The 16,548-nt window shown below is 72.3% G+C and carries 12 protein-coding genes and 1 pseudogene; 8 read left to right on the top strand and 5 right to left on the bottom strand.

All coding sequences use genetic code 11. From position 1 onward, the window contains the following. Positions 1–355 (bottom strand): annotated as a pseudogene (locus tag ACFQ8C_RS21740) (hypothetical protein); the annotation flags it as partial. Positions 356–438: 83 nt separating this feature from the next. On the opposite strand from ACFQ8C_RS21740, the gene ACFQ8C_RS21735 reads away from it, so the two are divergent. Next, on the top strand, positions 439–1,308 hold the full coding sequence (locus ACFQ8C_RS21735; RefSeq protein WP_383459969.1) for an IS5 family transposase: 870 nt from the start codon (positions 439–441) through the stop codon (positions 1,306–1,308). A 395-nt stretch (positions 1,309–1,703) separates the two neighbouring features. Here ACFQ8C_RS21735 and ACFQ8C_RS21730 read toward each other — a convergent pair whose 3' ends face one another. Continuing rightward, positions 1,704–2,588: a DMT family transporter gene (locus ACFQ8C_RS21730; protein ID WP_383459966.1), complete on the bottom strand. Its 885-nt coding sequence runs from the start codon at positions 2,586–2,588 to the stop codon at positions 1,704–1,706. A 69-nt stretch (positions 2,589–2,657) separates the two neighbouring features. Here ACFQ8C_RS21730 and ACFQ8C_RS21725 point away from each other — a divergent pair, with 69 nt between their 5' ends. Next, complete coding sequence (locus ACFQ8C_RS21725) at positions 2,658–3,512, top strand: LysR family transcriptional regulator (protein WP_383459963.1); 855 nt, start codon at positions 2,658–2,660, stop codon at positions 3,510–3,512. Between the two features lie 701 nt (positions 3,513–4,213). On the opposite strand, the gene ACFQ8C_RS21720 is transcribed toward ACFQ8C_RS21725, so the two are convergent. Next, positions 4,214–4,684, bottom strand: coding sequence for a hypothetical protein (locus ACFQ8C_RS21720; protein WP_383459961.1), 471 nt, complete (start codon positions 4,682–4,684; stop codon positions 4,214–4,216). 301 nt (positions 4,685–4,985) lie between these two features. Between ACFQ8C_RS21720 and ACFQ8C_RS21715 the strand changes: the two genes are divergently transcribed. Beyond that, positions 4,986–6,017 carry an RICIN domain-containing protein gene (locus tag ACFQ8C_RS21715; RefSeq protein WP_383459958.1) on the top strand — a complete coding sequence of 344 codons (1,032 nt, stop codon included), beginning with the start codon at positions 4,986–4,988 and terminating at the stop codon, positions 6,015–6,017. A 166-nt stretch (positions 6,018–6,183) separates the two neighbouring features. Here ACFQ8C_RS21715 and ACFQ8C_RS21710 read toward each other — a convergent pair whose 3' ends face one another. Beyond that, entirely contained in the window at positions 6,184–6,789 is a 606-nt protein-coding gene (locus ACFQ8C_RS21710; RefSeq protein ID WP_383459955.1) for a hypothetical protein, read from the bottom strand. A gap of 303 nt (positions 6,790–7,092) precedes the next feature. Between ACFQ8C_RS21710 and ACFQ8C_RS21705 the strand changes: the two genes are divergently transcribed. Together ACFQ8C_RS21705 and ACFQ8C_RS21700 are read left to right on the top strand one after the other, a co-directional pair. Then, entirely contained in the window at positions 7,093–8,688 is a 1,596-nt protein-coding gene (locus tag ACFQ8C_RS21705) for a helix-turn-helix domain-containing protein (RefSeq protein WP_383459952.1), read from the top strand. Positions 8,689–9,039: 351 nt separating this feature from the next. Further along, positions 9,040–9,900 carry a TauD/TfdA family dioxygenase gene (locus tag ACFQ8C_RS21700; RefSeq protein WP_383459949.1) on the top strand — a complete coding sequence of 287 codons (861 nt, stop codon included), beginning with the start codon at positions 9,040–9,042 and terminating at the stop codon, positions 9,898–9,900. A gap of 94 nt (positions 9,901–9,994) precedes the next feature. Here the strand turns inward: ACFQ8C_RS21700 and ACFQ8C_RS21695 are convergent, their stop codons facing one another. Continuing rightward, positions 9,995–12,253 (bottom strand): FUSC family protein, encoded by a 2,259-nt coding sequence (locus tag ACFQ8C_RS21695; protein ID WP_383459947.1) that lies wholly within the window; start codon positions 12,251–12,253, stop codon positions 9,995–9,997. A gap of 165 nt (positions 12,254–12,418) precedes the next feature. Between ACFQ8C_RS21695 and ACFQ8C_RS21690 the strand changes: the two genes are divergently transcribed. From ACFQ8C_RS21690 to ACFQ8C_RS21680, 3 genes are all read left to right on the top strand, one after another. Further along, positions 12,419–13,618 (top strand): cytochrome P450, encoded by a 1,200-nt coding sequence (locus ACFQ8C_RS21690; protein WP_383459944.1) that lies wholly within the window; start codon positions 12,419–12,421, stop codon positions 13,616–13,618. Positions 13,619–13,668: 50 nt separating this feature from the next. Next, positions 13,669–13,872: a ferredoxin gene (locus tag ACFQ8C_RS21685; RefSeq protein ID WP_383459941.1), complete on the top strand. Its 204-nt coding sequence runs from the start codon at positions 13,669–13,671 to the stop codon at positions 13,870–13,872. A gap of 311 nt (positions 13,873–14,183) precedes the next feature. After that, complete coding sequence (locus ACFQ8C_RS21680; RefSeq protein WP_383459938.1) at positions 14,184–16,481, top strand: molybdopterin-dependent oxidoreductase; 2,298 nt, start codon at positions 14,184–14,186, stop codon at positions 16,479–16,481. The last annotated feature ends 67 nt before the right edge of the window (positions 16,482–16,548 follow it).

Here is a 16,548-nt window from a genome sequence, read left to right as displayed (position 1 = left end):
ATGTTCCCCGAGGCCGGTCTCCCGTGGACCTCCCAGGCCCCGCACACGGCGGGAGCCATCCCGTGAGAGCGAGGCCGTGTAGGCGGGCGACGCCGTGCATCGCGTGACGCGCACCGTCGCCTCTCAACCGGCAGCCGCGCAGGATCTTCCAGGTCTTCCTACGGGCGAAGGCGTGCTCGACGCGGACGCGAACCCGTTTGTGGCTCTTGTCGTGGGCCTCCTTCCGGTCGGGCAGTTCCTCGTCCTTGGCGAAGCACCTGCGCGGGGTCGGCGCGAGCCTGGGGCCGAGGTGGTCGATGACGCGATCGGCGGTGGACTTGGACACTCCGAAGAGCGGTGCGAGTTGGCGCAGGGAAAACCCTTAGGGAGCGTATTGGGTCGTGATCAATCTGCGAGTTTTGTCTGCGTGGCGAGGCCTGGAAAGGTAGACCTTCTTGGGTGACTTGCGTGCAACTGACAGATGCAGAGTGGGAGTTCGTCGAGCCGTACTTGCCGATCGGCGAGTACGGCCCGTACCCCGAGCGGCTGCGGCAGCAGTTCGAGGGCGTGATCTGGCGGTTCAAGACGGGCGGGCAGTGGCGGGAGATGCCGACGGAGTTCGGCGCCTGGTCGACCGTCCACAACCGCTTCCGGCAGTGGCGTGACGCCGGAGTCTTCGAAGCCCTGATGGAGGGCCTGATCGCGGAGGCCGCGAAGCGGGGCGAGGTGGACCTGTCCCTGGTCAGCATCGACTCCACCACCGCGCGGGCCCATCACGACGCTGCCGGCATGCACCTGGACGAGGAGGTCCTCACCGCTCTGGAGAAGGCCGCCCTCCTCGGACGCTCCAGGGGCGGACAGACCAGCAAGATCCATGTCGCCAGCGACCGCAAGTGCCGCCCGATGGCGTTCATCCTGACCGCGGGACAGGCCGCCGACAGCTCGCAGTTCATCCCCGTGCTGAAGAAGATACGGGTCCGCGGGGTTGTCGGCCGTCCCCGCGCCCGGCCGGACGCGGTCGCCGGGGACAAGGCGTACTCGTCCCGCGGCAACCGTGCCCACCTGCGCGAACGCCGTATCAAGGCGGTCATCCCCGAGAAGAAGGACCAGGCCGCCAACCGGAAGAAGAAGGGATCCCGAGGCGGCCGGCCCGTCAGCCACGACGCCGGCCTTTACAAGGAGCGGAACACCGTGGAGCGTCTGATCAACAAGCTGAAGGCATGGCGAGGCATCACCACCCGCTACGACAAGACCCCCGACAGCTACCTCGCCGACCTCCACCTGCGTGCCTCGATGATCTGGCTCAGATATCTCACCCGGACCACCTGATGATCACAACCAATACGCTCCCTAGACGGCTCGCGGGGAGAGTCCTCGTTCGTGTATGTGTAAGCAGGCGAGCGTCGTAGCGGCGTCAGGGCCACAGCGTGACTTGAGACGGCCTCGCCTGAATGCTTGGCGAGCAGACCCCGGCATGCGGACCTGCACGCGACGCCTTGATCGCTGGGGGTGCCTTCGTCGTCTGGGACGGCCCGATCCCGGCCGATCGACTCGCACACAACGCACTGTGCCCACACCGGGGTGCGGTGCACATGGGAGGCGTACCAACGACCAGTTCGGCTCGGCTCGGGGACCGCCGAGTCTGCGAAGCCGAACGTCACCGCCTTGCCGAGCGACAGCAACCCGAGCATGGTGGCGGGCGGGTTGACGACGGCTCCGGAGAGTCAGCGGCGCGCGGTGAGGATGCTGAGGACGTTGGCGCCGACGACGGCTCCAATGGCGGCCCCTTCGGTCCAGCCGAGGGCCTGTCCGAGGCCGATCCAGCCGACCAGGGCCGCGAGCACGGGGTTGACGCTCATGAACAGGCCGAAGGCGGCGGTCGGCACGTGGCGCAGCGTGAACAGGTCCACCAGGTACGGCACGGCCGAGGCGAGGACGCCGGCGACGACGGCGTACCCGAGGGACGCGGCTGTCGGCGGGTGGCGCAGCACGACGTAGAGCCCGACCGGCAGAAACATCAGGGCGGACAGCAGCGCGGCTGCCGCACTGCCCTGCGCGCCGGGGACGCGGCTGCCGACCGTGCGGTTGAGCAGGATGTACGCCGCCCAGCAGACGGCCCCGAGCAGGCCGAAGCCCATCCCGACGTAGTCGGTGGAGGGCTGCGGGCGCATCAAGGTGACGACCCCGGCCGCCGCTATGACGGCGCACAGCACGTCGACCCGGCGGCGGGTGGCGGCCAGGGCGATGGCGAGCGGGCCGAGGAACTCAAGGGTCACGGCGAGCCCGAGGCCGACGCGGTCGATGGCGGTGTAGAGGGAGAGGTTCATCGTGCCAAAGACGACCGCGAGCAGGATGACGGGCCGCCACTGCCGCCAGGTGAAGCTCCGCAGCGCGGGCCGGCCGATGGCCAGCAGCACGGCGGCGGCGACGTACTGGCGGACCGCTACGACCCCGACGGGTCCGAGGACGGGAAAGGCGAGGGAGCCGGTCGCGGCGCCGATCTGGTTGGACAGGCCGCTGCCGAGCATGGCGGCCACACCGGCCGGGGAGGTGCGGTGCGTCTGCTCGGTGCGCGTCGCCGGGGCAGGTCCGGCCGGGGCTGTTTGCATGGGCCGATAGTGGCGCCGGACCGTCCTTGCACAAAATGCATGTGAGCATCAGATCTATACGCTGGAGTCATGGATGTGGAACTTCGGCAGCTGCGCTGTCTCGTCGCGATCGTCGACGAAGGCACCTTCACCGACGCCGCGCTGGCGCTCGGCGTCTCGCAGGCTGCCGTCTCCCGGACCCTGGCCTCACTCGAACGAGCGCTCGGCATACGGCTGCTGCGGCGCACCTCCCGGTCGGTGACCCCGACAGGCACCGGGGCGCGCGTGGTGACGCACGCGCGGCGGGTGCTCGCGGCGGCGGACGAGCTGGTCCGGGACACGACGGCGGGGCAGCACGTCCTGCGGATCGGTTACGCCTGGTCCGCCCTCGGCCGCCACACCCCGGCCTTCCAGCGCCGGTGGGCGGCGGCGCATCCGGGGACCGAGCTGCACATGGTCCGAGTCAACTCGGCGACCGCCGGGCTGGCGGAGGGCTCATGCGACCTGGCCGTGCTGCGCAGACCGCTGGAGGACCGCCGCTTCGACTCGGCGATCGTGGGGCTCGAACGGCGGCTGTGCGCGATGGCCGCCGACGACCCGCTGGCCAGGCGCCGGTCGCTGCGTCTGGCGGACCTGAGCGGCCACACGCTGCTGATCGACCGGCGCACCGGTACCACGACACCGGAGCTGTGGCCGCCTGAGTCCCGCCCCGCGACGGAGGAGACGCACGACGTGGACGACTGGCTCACCGCGATCTCCACCGGCCGCCGCATGGGCATGAGCGCGGAGGCCACCGCCAGCCAGTACCGCAGGCCCGGCGTGGTGTACCGCCCGGTACGCGACGCCGAGCCGGTCGCGGTGCGGCTGGCCTGGTGGCGGGACGACCCCCACCCGGCGGCCCCAACCGTGATCGAACTGCTCACCGCCCTCTACCGCAAGGCGTGAAAGGACCCCGGACACCTTTCGAGGCCGTCCGGGACGTCATCGACGATGACCGGATGCGCTCGGCCCACACCCCGAGGTCGTGCAGGCTCCTTGTCGCGGCCGAGTTGGCGCCCAAGAAGGTCTACCTTTCCAGGCCCCGCCACACAGACAAAACTTGCAGATTGATTACGACCCAATACGCTCCCTGGTGTCGGCGAGCGGTTCGACCGCCCCGCGTTCCGCCCACCACCAGCTGTTCCCTGCGGAGAGTTGCTCCTGGCGTGAGCGAGGACGGTCCCGGGAGTCGGTCCGGTGTGGCGCCTGTTCTGGTAGACACCGCGAGTGACGTACTACGCGGACTTGACGCCGTACAGATATGACAGTGAAAGCCGGGCGAGGGACACGACGGGCCTTTGGCGTGGTGTCCCTTTGGTGAACGTGGGCTGGCTCGGGCGTGGCAGGCGTTACAAGCGGGGCGCTGCTCCCGCCGGGTTGGCGGCGACCGACGGGAGAACTCGCCGATCCACTCCCAGCCCGCGACCAGGTCGGGTGCCGAGACCGACGCCGGGGCGCCGGACGGGGCGGCGGAGGCCGCCGTCGTCGCCGTCATGACCAGTGCCGCGCCGGTGGCGAGCGCGGCGAATGCCCGCTTTGCTGTCGTGCGCATGGAGTCTCCCTCGGGTCGATGATCCGGTGGACGTGCTGTGACGCGCTCCGGTCCGTCAGGAGCAGTACGTGGTGATCGTGTTCGCGTCCGAGGAGACGTTGCCGGAGTAGATCCAGCCGTAGGGGGCGGCGCCCCCGACGCTGACGTAGTACCACTTGTTTCCGGACTCGTTGTACGCGTAGCACCAGCCGCCGAGCCGCGTGCCGACCTGGAGCGTGTAGCCGCTGGCGTTCGCGCAGCCCGCGCCGGGGCCGGTCCTCAGCCAGATGGCTGTCGTGACGCTGGCCCCGCCGGGTCCGTTCGAGCCGGGGCTCTCGTAGCAGGACGCGGCGGCCGCGCGGGGGGCGTTCGACGGGATCCAGTCCGGGGCCTCGTTCCCCGTGGTGGCCGTGGTGGCCGTGGCGACGTGGGCGCTCCCGCGGTCGTGGCTCTCGGTCGCGAAGGAGGCGGACGCCGCGGGCACACCGGCCGCCACGACGGCGGCGGCGAGCGCTACGGCGGCGAGCGCCTGATGAACCTTGCTCATGAATGGGTCTCCCTCGGTGGTCGGTCGGTTCCCCCGTTCGGCACCAGAAGGTGTCAGGCCGCTGGACCGCCGTTCCAGGGCATCGGCCCGTCCCGGACAGGGCGTAGCGCGTCCTCGCAGGTCGGGCCGTCCGCCCCGGACGTGTCCCGGACAGGCGGCCGTGCGTCGGACGCGGGCCGGTGACGGCCTGATTCCGGCTGGCTCGGTCGCAGCCGTACCGGAGATGCTCGGGGGCATGCATCCCACACCCGCGCTCCCGAACCCGAACGATGCCCGGAATGCAGCTGAACTCATCGCCTGTATGCGGGAGTTGAGAGAGCGGACCGGGCTGACCTATCGGGATCTGGAGCAGCGGGCGGAGCAGGCGGGCGAGGTGCTGCCGCGGAGCACCCTGGCAACCGCCCTGAGCCGGGAGGCGCTGCCCCGGCCGGAGTTGTTGCGGGCGTTCCTGATCGCGTGCGGGCACGGGGACCGTGTCGAGGCGTGGGCGGCTGCGCGTGACCGGATCGCGGCCGGGGGCGGAGGCCGTGCGGAGAGGACGGCCGGCGAGGTCTCCGACGGTACCGGCGGCACCGGCGGGGAGGGCGCCGGTCTGCGCGCGGGGGTCGTCGACCGGCCGGATCCGAGGCCGGAGCCCGGGGCTCGCCTCGGTGTCCGCTCCTCGCGAGCTCCCCGGGGAGGCGCGCCCCCTGCCGGCCGCGCCAAGCCCCTGCGCCGCCTGGCGCCTCTCGCCGTCGGATTGCTGGCGCTCGCGGGCCTGGCCGTCGGCGGCCACTTGACGCGGGCGGGTGCCGGAGCGGGCGATCCGGCCGTCTCCGCCGTCGCGGGCCCAGGCCCCCGTTCCGGGCCGGTAGAGCCCGGTACGTACCGGATTCGGGCGGTCGGCTCCGGGCTGTGCCTGGGGGAATCGACCTCCCGGGACGGCGGGGGTGCCGTCGAGCAGTACGCCTGCCCGGCGAGCATCCCCGTCTACCTTCTGGAACCGGCGGGCGGCGACCAGTACACGATCCGCTCCCTGCACCCCGTCCTGGGGCACGGCTGCCTTGGTGTCGACGCCGGTCTGAGGACCGATGGCGCCCGGCTGATGAACGACTACTGCGGCCGTCGGGGCACTGCCGAACGGTTCAGGGTCCGGGCCGCGGCTCGGGACGGCGGCCCCGCGTACCGGATCCTGCCGGTCCACACCGGAGCCTGCGTCTCCGTCCCCGGCGGCAACCGCGCCCCGGGCGTGGCGGTCGTCCAACTGCCTTGCACACCATCCCCGTCGGGTCAGCTCTTCGCCTTCGATCCGGTGCCGGCACCCACGGCGATCCCCGACATCAGGTCCAACTGACGACATCAGGTCCGACTGACGCAGGCGGGGTTCGGCGGAGACCGCTTCCCACAGTTCAGGCGTACGCGCCCGTCGTCCCGTACTGCCTGCCTGCCTGCCGGCCCGCACCCGCCAGGTGGTGCGACCGAGGCGGACTTGAGAATTCCGCCCCGGATCGCGGTGCGTCCTACACGTGCGGCAGGACGAAGTTGTAGCCCTGTGCGCTGTGCGCGCCGCCGAGGGCGCAGTACCCCTTGTCCGGGTAGCCCCAGAAGAACATCACGCGGCACCTCTGGCAGTAGCGCCAGTCGCGCTGACGCGTGGCGGTCCCGGGGACGTCGTGCGGCAGGACGAAGGTGTAGCCCTGTGCGCTGTGAGCCCCGCCGGCGGCGCAGTATCCCTTGTCCGGGTAGCCCCAGAAGAACATCGAGTAGCACTTCTGGCAGTAGCGCCAGTCCGCCTGGGCGGTGGACGTCTCGCCGACCCCGTAGGGCAGGACGAAGTTGTAGCCCTCGGCGCTGTGGGCGCCCCCCGACGGGCAGACGCCGTGGCTCGGGTAGCCCCAGTAGAACAAGGAGCTGCACTTCTGGCAGTAGCGCCATTTCTCCTGTACGGCCTGCGCACCCTGGGACGCGGCCGTGGCGGCCGAGGTCCCCACGAGGGTCGCCGCGGCCGCGACTCCGACGATCCCGGCGCCCACTCCGGCCGCCCGGCCCAGGAAGGCGCGCCGGGAGGACGGGGCGAAGGCGGACGGGTCGCCGGGCGGCGTCGTGAAACCGTTCTGAAGGCCCATGGTCATCTCTCTGTCGTGGTGGGTGGTGAGCGCTGGGCGGGAGCGTGCCCGTCGGGCGAGGCCGCCGCCGCACGACAGGAAGCTTCGATCGCGCCCCGGTTGTTGCGCGCCCCCCGGCCGGCGACGAAACAATCCCGCCTGTCGTGGCGGTCGGCCGTCGGTCCGCCCCGAAACCGCCTTGTCGACCCTGCCGTTCCGGAGGTTGGGTCGCTGAAGCGGCACCGGCCGGTGCCCGCGCGACGTCGAGCGGACGGGGTGGGGATGGGACGCCGGGAGAAACGGCTGGATCCGTCGGACGGACCCGTGGCGGAGTTCGCGTACGCGCTGAGGAGGCTGCGGCAGGACGCGGGAGGCCCCCCGTACAGCGCGATGGCACGCCGCTCCGGGGCGTACTCGGTGACGACCTACTCCCGCGCGGCCGGTGGCGAGCAGCTGCCGACCCTGCCCGTGGTGCTCGCCTACGTCGCTGCCTGCGGCGGCGATCGGGAGGAGTGGGAGGCCCGCTGGAGGCGGGCGTCCGAGGAGGCCGTGGCCGGCAGACGGCCGGGAGCGGACGAGCCGTCCCCGTACCGGGGCCTGGCCCGCTTCGAGACCGGTGACAGCGCTCTCTTCTTCGGCCGCGACCGCGCGGTGGCCGACCTCCTGGGACTGGCGGGTGAACACCGGCTGGTCTGCGTCTTCGGCGCCTCGGGCAGCGGCAAGTCCTCCCTCCTGCGCGCCGGGCTGATTCCGCGACTACGCGATCCGGAGCGTGCCGGGGAGCGACCGGCCGCCGTGCGCATCCTCACTCCGGGGGAGCGCCCGTTCACCACGCACGGCCCCGCTCTCGTCGCCGCCGACTCCGCCGGGGACACCTGGCTCGTCGTCGACCAGTTCGAGGAGGTGTTCACCCTCTGCCACGACGCCGTGGAACGCACCAGGTTCATCGAGGCGCTCCTCGCGGCCGGTCGGCCGACCCGCCGACTCCGCGTCGTCCTGGGCATTCGCGCGGACTTCTATCCGCACTGCCTGGAGCACGCCGGGCTCGCGGACGCGATCCGGGCCGCGAGCCTGCCCATGGTCAGGATGACCCAGGCCGAGCTGCGCGAGGCGATCTGCGGGCCGGCCGCCGCCCGACGGCTCGTCGTGGAGCGGGCGTTGACCGATGCGCTCGTCGAGGAGGTCTCCGGGCAGACGGGCGGTCTGCCCATGCTGTCGCACGCCCTCCTGGAGACCTGGCGCCGACGTTCCGGGCGCACGCTCACCCTGGAGGCGTACCAGCGGGTGGGCGGCATGCGAGGCGCCATCGCGCAGAGCGCCGAGGCCGCCTACTCCCGGCTGGACCCCGGCCAGGCCGAGACCGCCCGGCAGATCATGCTCCGGCTGATCACTCCGGGAAAGGGCGCCGTCGACACCCGCCGCCCCGCCGCCCGCACGGAGGTCACGGCCATCGGCAACGGCGACGGTGAGGCGCGCGCGGTTCTCGAAACGCTCGCCCGGGCCCGGCTGATCATCGTCGACGGGGACCGGGTCGAACTCGCCCACGAAACCCTCATCACGGCCTGGCCACGGCTCCAGGGCTGGATCGAACAGGACCGCGAGACGCTCCGCGTACACCGCTGGCTGACCGAGGCCGCCGACGCGTGGGAGGCCGTGGGCCGGGATCCCGGGGTGCGGATATCCCCCGTACGCCTGGCCCAGCTCGGCGACTTCGAGACGGAGGCGGGCCGCAGCCGGCTCACCGGCCTGGAGGCGGACTTCATCGCGGCCGGTCTCGCCACCCATCACCGGACGATCCGCAACCGGCAGATCATCGGCGTGGTGATCCCCCTCCTCTCCTCGCTGGCCGTGGTCTCCGGAGTCGTCGCCTGGCAGCAGCGCCGCCGGAACAACCCGCGTACGTGGACGCCCTCGGACTAGGGAGGGCCTTCGTCGGAGGGCGACGCGCTTCGTCGGACGGTCGCCGCGACCGAAGACGATGCCCGAAGACGATGTCTGAAGGTGATGCCCGAAGGTGATGCCCGAACCGGCTGCCTCGCCGCTGTCTCGCACGCAGTCCCAGTGGGGGCTCGGGGTCCGGCACGCTGCTCTGCCGAGACCGTCGCCCGCGCGCCGGGACAACCCGCCCGTTTGAACGGCCTGTTCAGGCGCCAGGCTCCGTAGGGACGCCTGACGAAGCCGGGCACCCGCACGTCCCGCACGTCTCGCACACCCCGCACGTCCTGTACGTCCGCACGCCCCGCACGTCCGCACTCGCGAGGAGGCACATTCGTGGACGGACCGAGCCCCGCCACCGAACCACGGGCGTGGACCCCGACGACCCTCCGCACCGAGGACTGGCTGCTCGCCGCCCCGCCCTCGGGTCCCGCCGTCACCGTCACCGCCACCGCGACCGCCGTCGACGCCATGCTCCATCACGGCCCCGGCTTCGCCGTCCTGCGCGACCTCGACCTCGAAGGACGCACCGACCGGGAATGCGTCGACCGGTGCGCCGAACTCGTCGCCCTCCTCCGCGCCCCCGTCGGCGGTCGCCTCCACCGCTCGGCCAACGAACTCCTCACCGCGGCCACCGCCCCCGCCGTCCACCCGGGCCCGCCAGGCGCCTCCGCCCCGGCCCGGCCGTCCGAGGGAGACGCCCTCACGCTCCCGCCGCACATGGACCGGGGCGAAGGCCCGACCCCGCCGCACGTCCTCGCGCTGCTCTGCGTCCGGCCCGCCGCCGAAGGCGGCGCGTCCCTCCTCGCCGCGGGCACCACCGTCCACAACCGGCTCCTCGCCGACGACCCGGCGGCGCTGCGCGAACTGTACGGCGACTTCCACTTCGGCAGGGGCCCCGGCTTCGACCGCGTCCGGCCGGTCTTCCGCCGCGACGGCGACACCCTCGACGTCCACTACAACCGCTACTGGATCGACCGGGGCCAGGACGAGACCGGCACGCCGCACCCGCCCGCCCGGCGCCACGCCCTCGACGTCGTGGACCGCCTCCTCGCCGATCCCGCCACCGTCCTGCGCCTCCCGCTGCGCCGGGGCGACCTGCTCCTCGTCAACAACGACGCCGTCCTGCACGGCAGGACGGCCTTCCAGGACACCGGGACCACCCGCCGCCGCTACGCACGCGTCTGGGCCGACTGACCGCGCCTCACGCAGCCCGACGGGTGTGGGGCGCGGGGCACCCGTCCGTGGTCTCCCGTCGCAGGCGAGGACGAGGGACCGTGCGAGGGCAGCTCTACGCCGGCTCGTCTCCGGCCTCCGCCTGTCCGCGCCGGAGGGCTGGTGCACCGCGCCCGGTACGTTCACGCCCGCCCTCCTCTCCCGGCGGCGGTGTCGGTCCGGTGGGGCCCGCGGCGGGGCCGGGGGAGGTCCCGGTCTCTCCGGCCAGGCGCACCAGGTCCGTCGTCAGAGAGGCCAGCCAGGACAGGGTCGCGTAGTACGCGTGCGGTGCGCCGGGCGGGGCGTCGGGGAGGGCGATGGGGGGCGTCGGACCGGGGAGCGGTGTCTCCGCGGTGTCGCCGGTGGGGTCGACGCGGGCGGAGGACAGCAGCATCCGGGCCGCGACCCGGTCGCCCGCGCGGATGACGGACTCGGCCGGTCGGCCGTCCAGCGGAGGGACCTCGACCGGCTCCGGGGGTACGAGGAGCCGGTCGGCGCCCCAGAGCGTGTGGTGTCCGGCGATCAGGGCGGCTTGCCAGTCCCGGCCGACCGGTGAGGGCACCGGGCCCTTGGGCTCGCTCTGGTACTGGGCGTACGCCGACTCCGCCATGACCAGGGCGTGCTGGAGCGACCGGCTGCCGGGTGCGTCGAGCACCGGTACGCGTCGGCCGCCCGCCGCGACCCGGGCCGAAGTGGCCACGACGATCTCCGCGGCGATGCGCAGCAGTACGGCGACCGAGCGCCGCAGCTCGTCGTGGGCTCCGCGCGGCCAGGCCAGCAGTCCGAACACCGCGCCGATCGCGCTGCCCGTGAGCACGTCGAGCAGCCGGAACTCGGCGAGCTGCCACGTGGCCGGGGCCAGTTGCGCGAAGACCAGGGCGACCACGATCGTGAACAGCGCCTGCGCCCACCCGACGCCCTTCACCGGCCCCAGCGTGAAGGCGACGAGCATCAACGGCGGCAGGGCCACCGCGTACACCTCGATCTCGGTCCCGACCAGCGCCAGCAGGGTGGCCGTGACCAGCGCGCCGACGAGGGTGCCGGTGAGGGCCCTCCGGACCGTCGTCCGGGTCTCTCCCACCGTGGTGCGCGTCAGCGTCAGGGTGGCCAGGAGCACCCAGAAGCCGTGCGGGAGGGTGTCGATGCCGGCGATCAGCCGGGCCGCGGCCAGGGCGAGGCTGATCCGCACGGCGTTCTGGAAGAACACCGACCGGCCGCCCACGTGACCCGACAGCCGCCGCCACCACAGCTGCGGGGCCCGCATCCGCGCGTACCAGAAACGGCCCGGCGCCGGCGCGGCGGCGGCCCGGCCCCGTACGGCGATGTCGGCCGCGGTGGACATCGCGAGCGCCGCGTCGGTCACCTCCAGGAGTGCCGCGATGCGCCGCTGCGCGGCGGGAGGGCCGTCCTCGGCCGTGGTCAGCGCCCGGCGGACCCGCCGCAGACGGGTGTGTGCCCCGCCGTCGGGGGTTCGGCCCCGTAGCCGGGCGGCGGCCTCCTCCGCCACGTCCGCGACCGCCCGCAGCACGTCCGGCTGCTCCGTCGCACCCGTCGCACCCGTCGCACCCGTCGCACCCGCCGGGGGCGGCGGCAGCGCCGCCAGCCGGCCGAGCAGGGTGCGCGTCGCCAGGCCCGTGTGGGCCAGGGCCCGCTGCCGTACACCGGCTCCGGCCGGCCGTTCCGCCTCCGGGACGTGGGAGGAGCGGAGCTCCGTGCCGAGGGTCCGGGCCGTGCTCCGCAGGGCCTCGGGCAGGGTGTACGGCGCCGATCGCAGCCGCTCCGCGCAGCGCGCCGCGCCGTCGGCGGCGCGGGCGGCCCGTTCGCGGTAGGGCAGCGCGGCGGGCTCGGGCAGCAGCGTCAGCTCCGCGACGATCAGCAGGGCGATTCCGAAGGTCGCCCCCGCCAGCCTTTCGCCCAGTGAGCCGGGGTCGTAGGGCGGGAACGACGGCAGGATGTACATCAGATGGAGACCCGTGGCCGCGCCCGCGAACCGTGGTCCTCCGACCGCCATGAAGGCCAGCGCGAAGCCGACGACCAGCATGCCGACGACGGCGCTCCAGGTCCGCACGGACAGGTACGTGCCGAGCGTGATCAGCGCCCAGCACACCGGCACGACGCCGAGCAGCAGCGCGGCCCGCTGGCGCCCGGAGCCGGGGAGGTGCGAGAGCCCGGCCATGGCGATCGCGCCGAACAGGGCGTACGTCGCGCCGACCGGCCAGCCGAAGCCGTAGAGGAGGACGTAGAACCCGGCCGCGGCGGCGATCGTGACGCGCAGCGCCCTCCGACCCGCCGTCCGGTAGGCGGGCGAGGGCTGTCGCGGGAACGCGCCGGCCATGCCCCCAGCATCCCCCGGCTGGGGTCGCCCTGCGCGCCCGGGGGAACGGTGCCACTCGTTCCGGCGGTTTGGCCGAACTCTGCGTAGACCGGATAGATGCCTGAGGCATGTAGTGGGTGTGGCGCCAACGCCGGAGCCAACGATCCGCCGTCTGCGAGGTTCCCGATGACGACAACGGAAGAAGCCGTCGCCTTTCCCCAGAGCCGATCCTGCCCCTACCACCCCCCGGCCGCCTACGACCCCCTGCGCGAGGACCGTCCCCTGTCCCGGGTCACCCTGTGGGACGGCCGGGAAGTGTGGTTCGTGACCGGTCACCGGACCGCGCGGGCCCTGTTGGCCGATCAGCGCCTGTCCACCGATTCCACCCACCCCGACTTCCCGATCCCCACGGAACGCGCCAAGGCCCTCCGCAGCCGCCGGCGTGCCGCGCTCCTCGGGTGGGACGACCCCGAGCACAACGTCCAGCGCAGGATGCTGATCCCGAGCTTCTCGCTCAAGCGCGCGGACGGCATGCGTCCCCGGATCCAGGCGACCGTGGACAGGCTGCTCGACGCCATGGAGGCCGCGGGTCCGCCGGCCGAGCTGGTGAGCGCGTTCGCGCTGCCGGTGCCCTCGATCGTCATCTGCGACCTGCTGGGTGTGCCGTACGAGGACCACGACTTCTTCGAGGAGCAGTCCCGGCGGCTGCTCCGCGGCCCGACGGGCGAGGACATCGAGGACGCGCTGGCCCGGCTGGAGGGCTACCTCGGCGACCTCGTCGACGGCAAGCGCGCCAAGCCCGGCGAAGGCGTCCTGGACGACCTGGTCGCACGGCAGGCGCGCGACGGCGGTCCCGACCGCGAGGAGCTGGTGCAGCTGGCGACGATCCTGCTCGTCGCGGGGCACGAGACCACCGCCAACATGATCTCCCTGGGGACGTACACGCTGCTGCGTCACCCCGAGCGGATGGCCCAACTCCGAGCGGATCCCAGCTTGTTGCCGACGGCCGTGGAGGAGCTCCTGCGGTTCCTGTCGATCGCGGACGGCATGCTGCGCGTGGCCCGTGAGGACCTGGAGATCGACGGGTCGGTCATCCGCGCCGGTGACGGGGTGGTGTTCTCCACCTCGCTCATCAACCGCGACGGCGCGGTCTACCCCGACCCCGACGCACTGGACTGGGAGCGTACGGCCCGGCACCACGTCGCCTTCGGCTTCGGCATCCACCAGTGCCTGGGCCAGAACCTGGCGCGCGCGGAGCTGGAGATCGCCCTCGGCACGCTGCTGCGGCGGCTGCCCGGCCTGCGGCTGGCGGCGCCCGCCGAGGAGATCCCGTTCAAGCCGGGCGACACGATCCAGGGGATGCTGGAACTCCCCGTCGCCTGGTGAGCGCCCCGGCCCGGCCCGGATCCGGCTCCACGAGGAAGGAAAGCCCACCGGTGCGCATCTCCATCGATCCGGCCGTCTGCATGGGGGCGGGCCAGTGCGCCCTGGTCTCTCCCGACGTCTTCACCCAGGACGACGACGGCTTCGGCGCGGTCCTGCCCGGCCGCGAGGACGGAGCGGGCGGGACACTGGTCCGCGAGGCGGCCCGCGCCTGTCCCGTCCAGGCGATCAGGCTGGGGGAGGGGCCGGAGCGATGAGCAAGCGATGAGCGAGCGGTGAGCGAGCGCGGCGGGCGGGTCGCCGCACGGGTGGTGGACGTGGACCCGGCGACCTGATCGGCCGAGCTGCCGCGGCCCCGGCACGAACGTACGGGAAGTGGACGTACGGGAAGCGGACGTACGGGAAGCGGACGTACGGGAAGTGGACGTACGGCCGTTGGCGGTCGCGGCCACCGGCGGGTTGGACAGGGGGCCACAGGGGAAGCCTCCGTCCTGCGGACCGTCGACCGACCGTTCTCCGAGAGCGGCGGAAACTTCAGGGGTGGGGTTGATGCACGGTGGAACGACGCATGTCGGTGGCGACGCACTGGGGCAGTTTCGTCGCGGTGGTCGATTCCGGCCGGTTGGTGCGCATCGAGCCGAGGGGCGATGACCCCGCGCCGTCACCCATCGGCCCCGGAATGGTGGCAGCCGCCGACGACAGCGCTCGCGTGCTGCGCCCCGCGGTGCGCAAGGGCTGGCTGAAAGGCCTGCCGCGCGTCCACGACACGGCCAGAGGCACGGACGCCTTCGTGGAGGTGAGCTGGGACGACGCGATCACGCTGGTGAGCGATGAACTGCGGCGGGTTCGTTCACGGCACGGAGACAGCGCGGTGTTCGGCGGATCCTACGGCTGGGCGAGTGCGGGCGGCTTCCACAGCGCGCAGGGGCAACTCCATCGGTTCCTGGCCTTGGGCGGGGGGTACACCGACTCCCGCAACACGTACAGCACCGCGGCTTTGGAGGTCATCCTCCCCCATGTGATCGGCGGGCATCCGTGGAGCTACCAGTCCCGGATGCCGATGTGGGACGAGATCGCCGAGGACTGTCAGCTGGTGGTGGCGTTCGGGGGGCTGGCCCTCAAGAACAGCCAGATCAACCCTGGCGGACTGGCCAGGCACCAGACGAGGGACCTGCAGCGCCAGTGCCGTGAGGCCGGGGTGCGGTTCGTGAACGTCAGCCCTCTCCGCAGTGATGTCGCCGGCTTCCTCGATGCCGAGTGGCTGCCCGTCATCCCCAACACCGACACCGCCGCGATGCTCGGCATCGCGCACACGATGCTGGTCAACGGGTGGCACGACGAGGAGTTCCTCAGCCGGTGCTGCGTCGGGTTCGACCGCTTCGCTTCCTACCTGCTCGGCGAGCTCGACGGCGTCCCCAAGGACGCCGCCTGGGCGGCGAGGATCACGGGCATCGGTCGCGACGCGATCACCGACCTCGCTCGCCGCCTCACCACCCAGCGCTCTCTCATCATGGTCAACTACGCGGTGCAGCGGGCGGACCACGGCGAACAGCCGATCTGGATGTCCGTCGTGCTGGCCGCCATGGCAGGCTCGATGGGCCGGCCCGGCTGTGGCTGGGGCGCGGGGTACGCGACGATGGACGCGACCGGCGTCGCCCGGGGCCGCCCCTTCGTGGCGGCGATCCCCGGGGTCTCCAACCCCGTTCCGGATTTCATCCCGGTCGCGAGGATCGCCGACACCCTGCTCCATCCGGGCAGGACCATCGACTACGACGGTCGGCGCCTTACGCTGCCCGAGCTCCGCCTGATCTACTGGTGCGGAGGGAACCCGTTCCACCACCACCAGGATCTCCACCGGCTGACCCGGGCCTGGCAGACCCCTGACACGGTGGTGGTCCACGAGGCCTGGTGGAACACCACGGCCAAGTTCGCGGACATCGTCCTTCCCGTCGCCACCAGCTTGGAGCGCGACGACTTCGCCGCCGGATTCTCGGACCCCCACCTCGTCGCGATGCCGAAAGTCCGCGAGCCGGCGGGTGAGTCGCGCACCGACCACCACATCTTCACCGCCCTTGCCTCCCGGCTCGGATACGAGCGGGAGTTCACGGAGTCGCGCTCCGAGAGCGAATGGGTCCGCCACCTCTACGAGCAGACGAAAGCCGAACTCGGCGACGCCGCCGCCCTGCCGAGCTTCGACGACTTCTGGCGAAGCTCCACCGCCGAGCTGCCGGCGGTGACGGGACCTTTTCCCGGAAGCTTCGAGGCGCTCCGCTCGGATCCGCGGCGGTTCCCCCTGCCGACGCCGTCGGGCCGGATCGAGATCTTCTCCGAGGAGATCGACTCGTTCGGCTACGACGACTGCGCCGGGCATCCGACGTGGTTCGAACCGACCGAGTGGCTTCAAGGCGGTCTGTCGCACCGGTTCCCGCTGCATCTGATCTCGAATCAGCCCGCTTCACGCCTCCACAGTCAGTACGACAACGGTGGCCACAGCCTCGGTTCGAAGATCCGTGGCCGTGAGCCCGTGACGATCAACCCCTTGGACGCCGCGTCACGCGGCATCGAGGACGGCATGGTCGTACGCGTCCACAACGACCGGGGCAGCTGCCTCGCGGGCGCGGTCCTGTCGGACGACGTCATGCCGGGCGTCGTCCAACTGTCCACCGGAGCATGGTGGGATCCCGTACAGCCGGGGCTGAGCGGAACACTGGACCGCCACGGCAATCCGAACGTCCTCACCGCCGATCGGCCGTGCTCACGCCTGTCCCAGGGGCCGAGCGCTCTCAGCGCGCTGGTCGACGTCGAGCCCTACGACGGCCCCCTCCCCGACGTGCTCGCCTTCGCACCACCGGAACTCGAGCACTGACACGAACACCGGAAACCCTTCCGTGCCCCCATTTGCGTGCGCGTGACGACATGAATACCGTGCGCAA

This window comes from Streptomyces sp. NPDC056503 (assembly GCF_042794995.1).
In the GTDB taxonomy this organism is placed as follows: domain Bacteria; phylum Actinomycetota; class Actinomycetes; order Streptomycetales; family Streptomycetaceae; genus Streptomyces.
The sequence above is the reverse complement of the archived record's forward strand: the minus strand, read 5'-3'. Positions and strand labels throughout refer to the sequence as shown.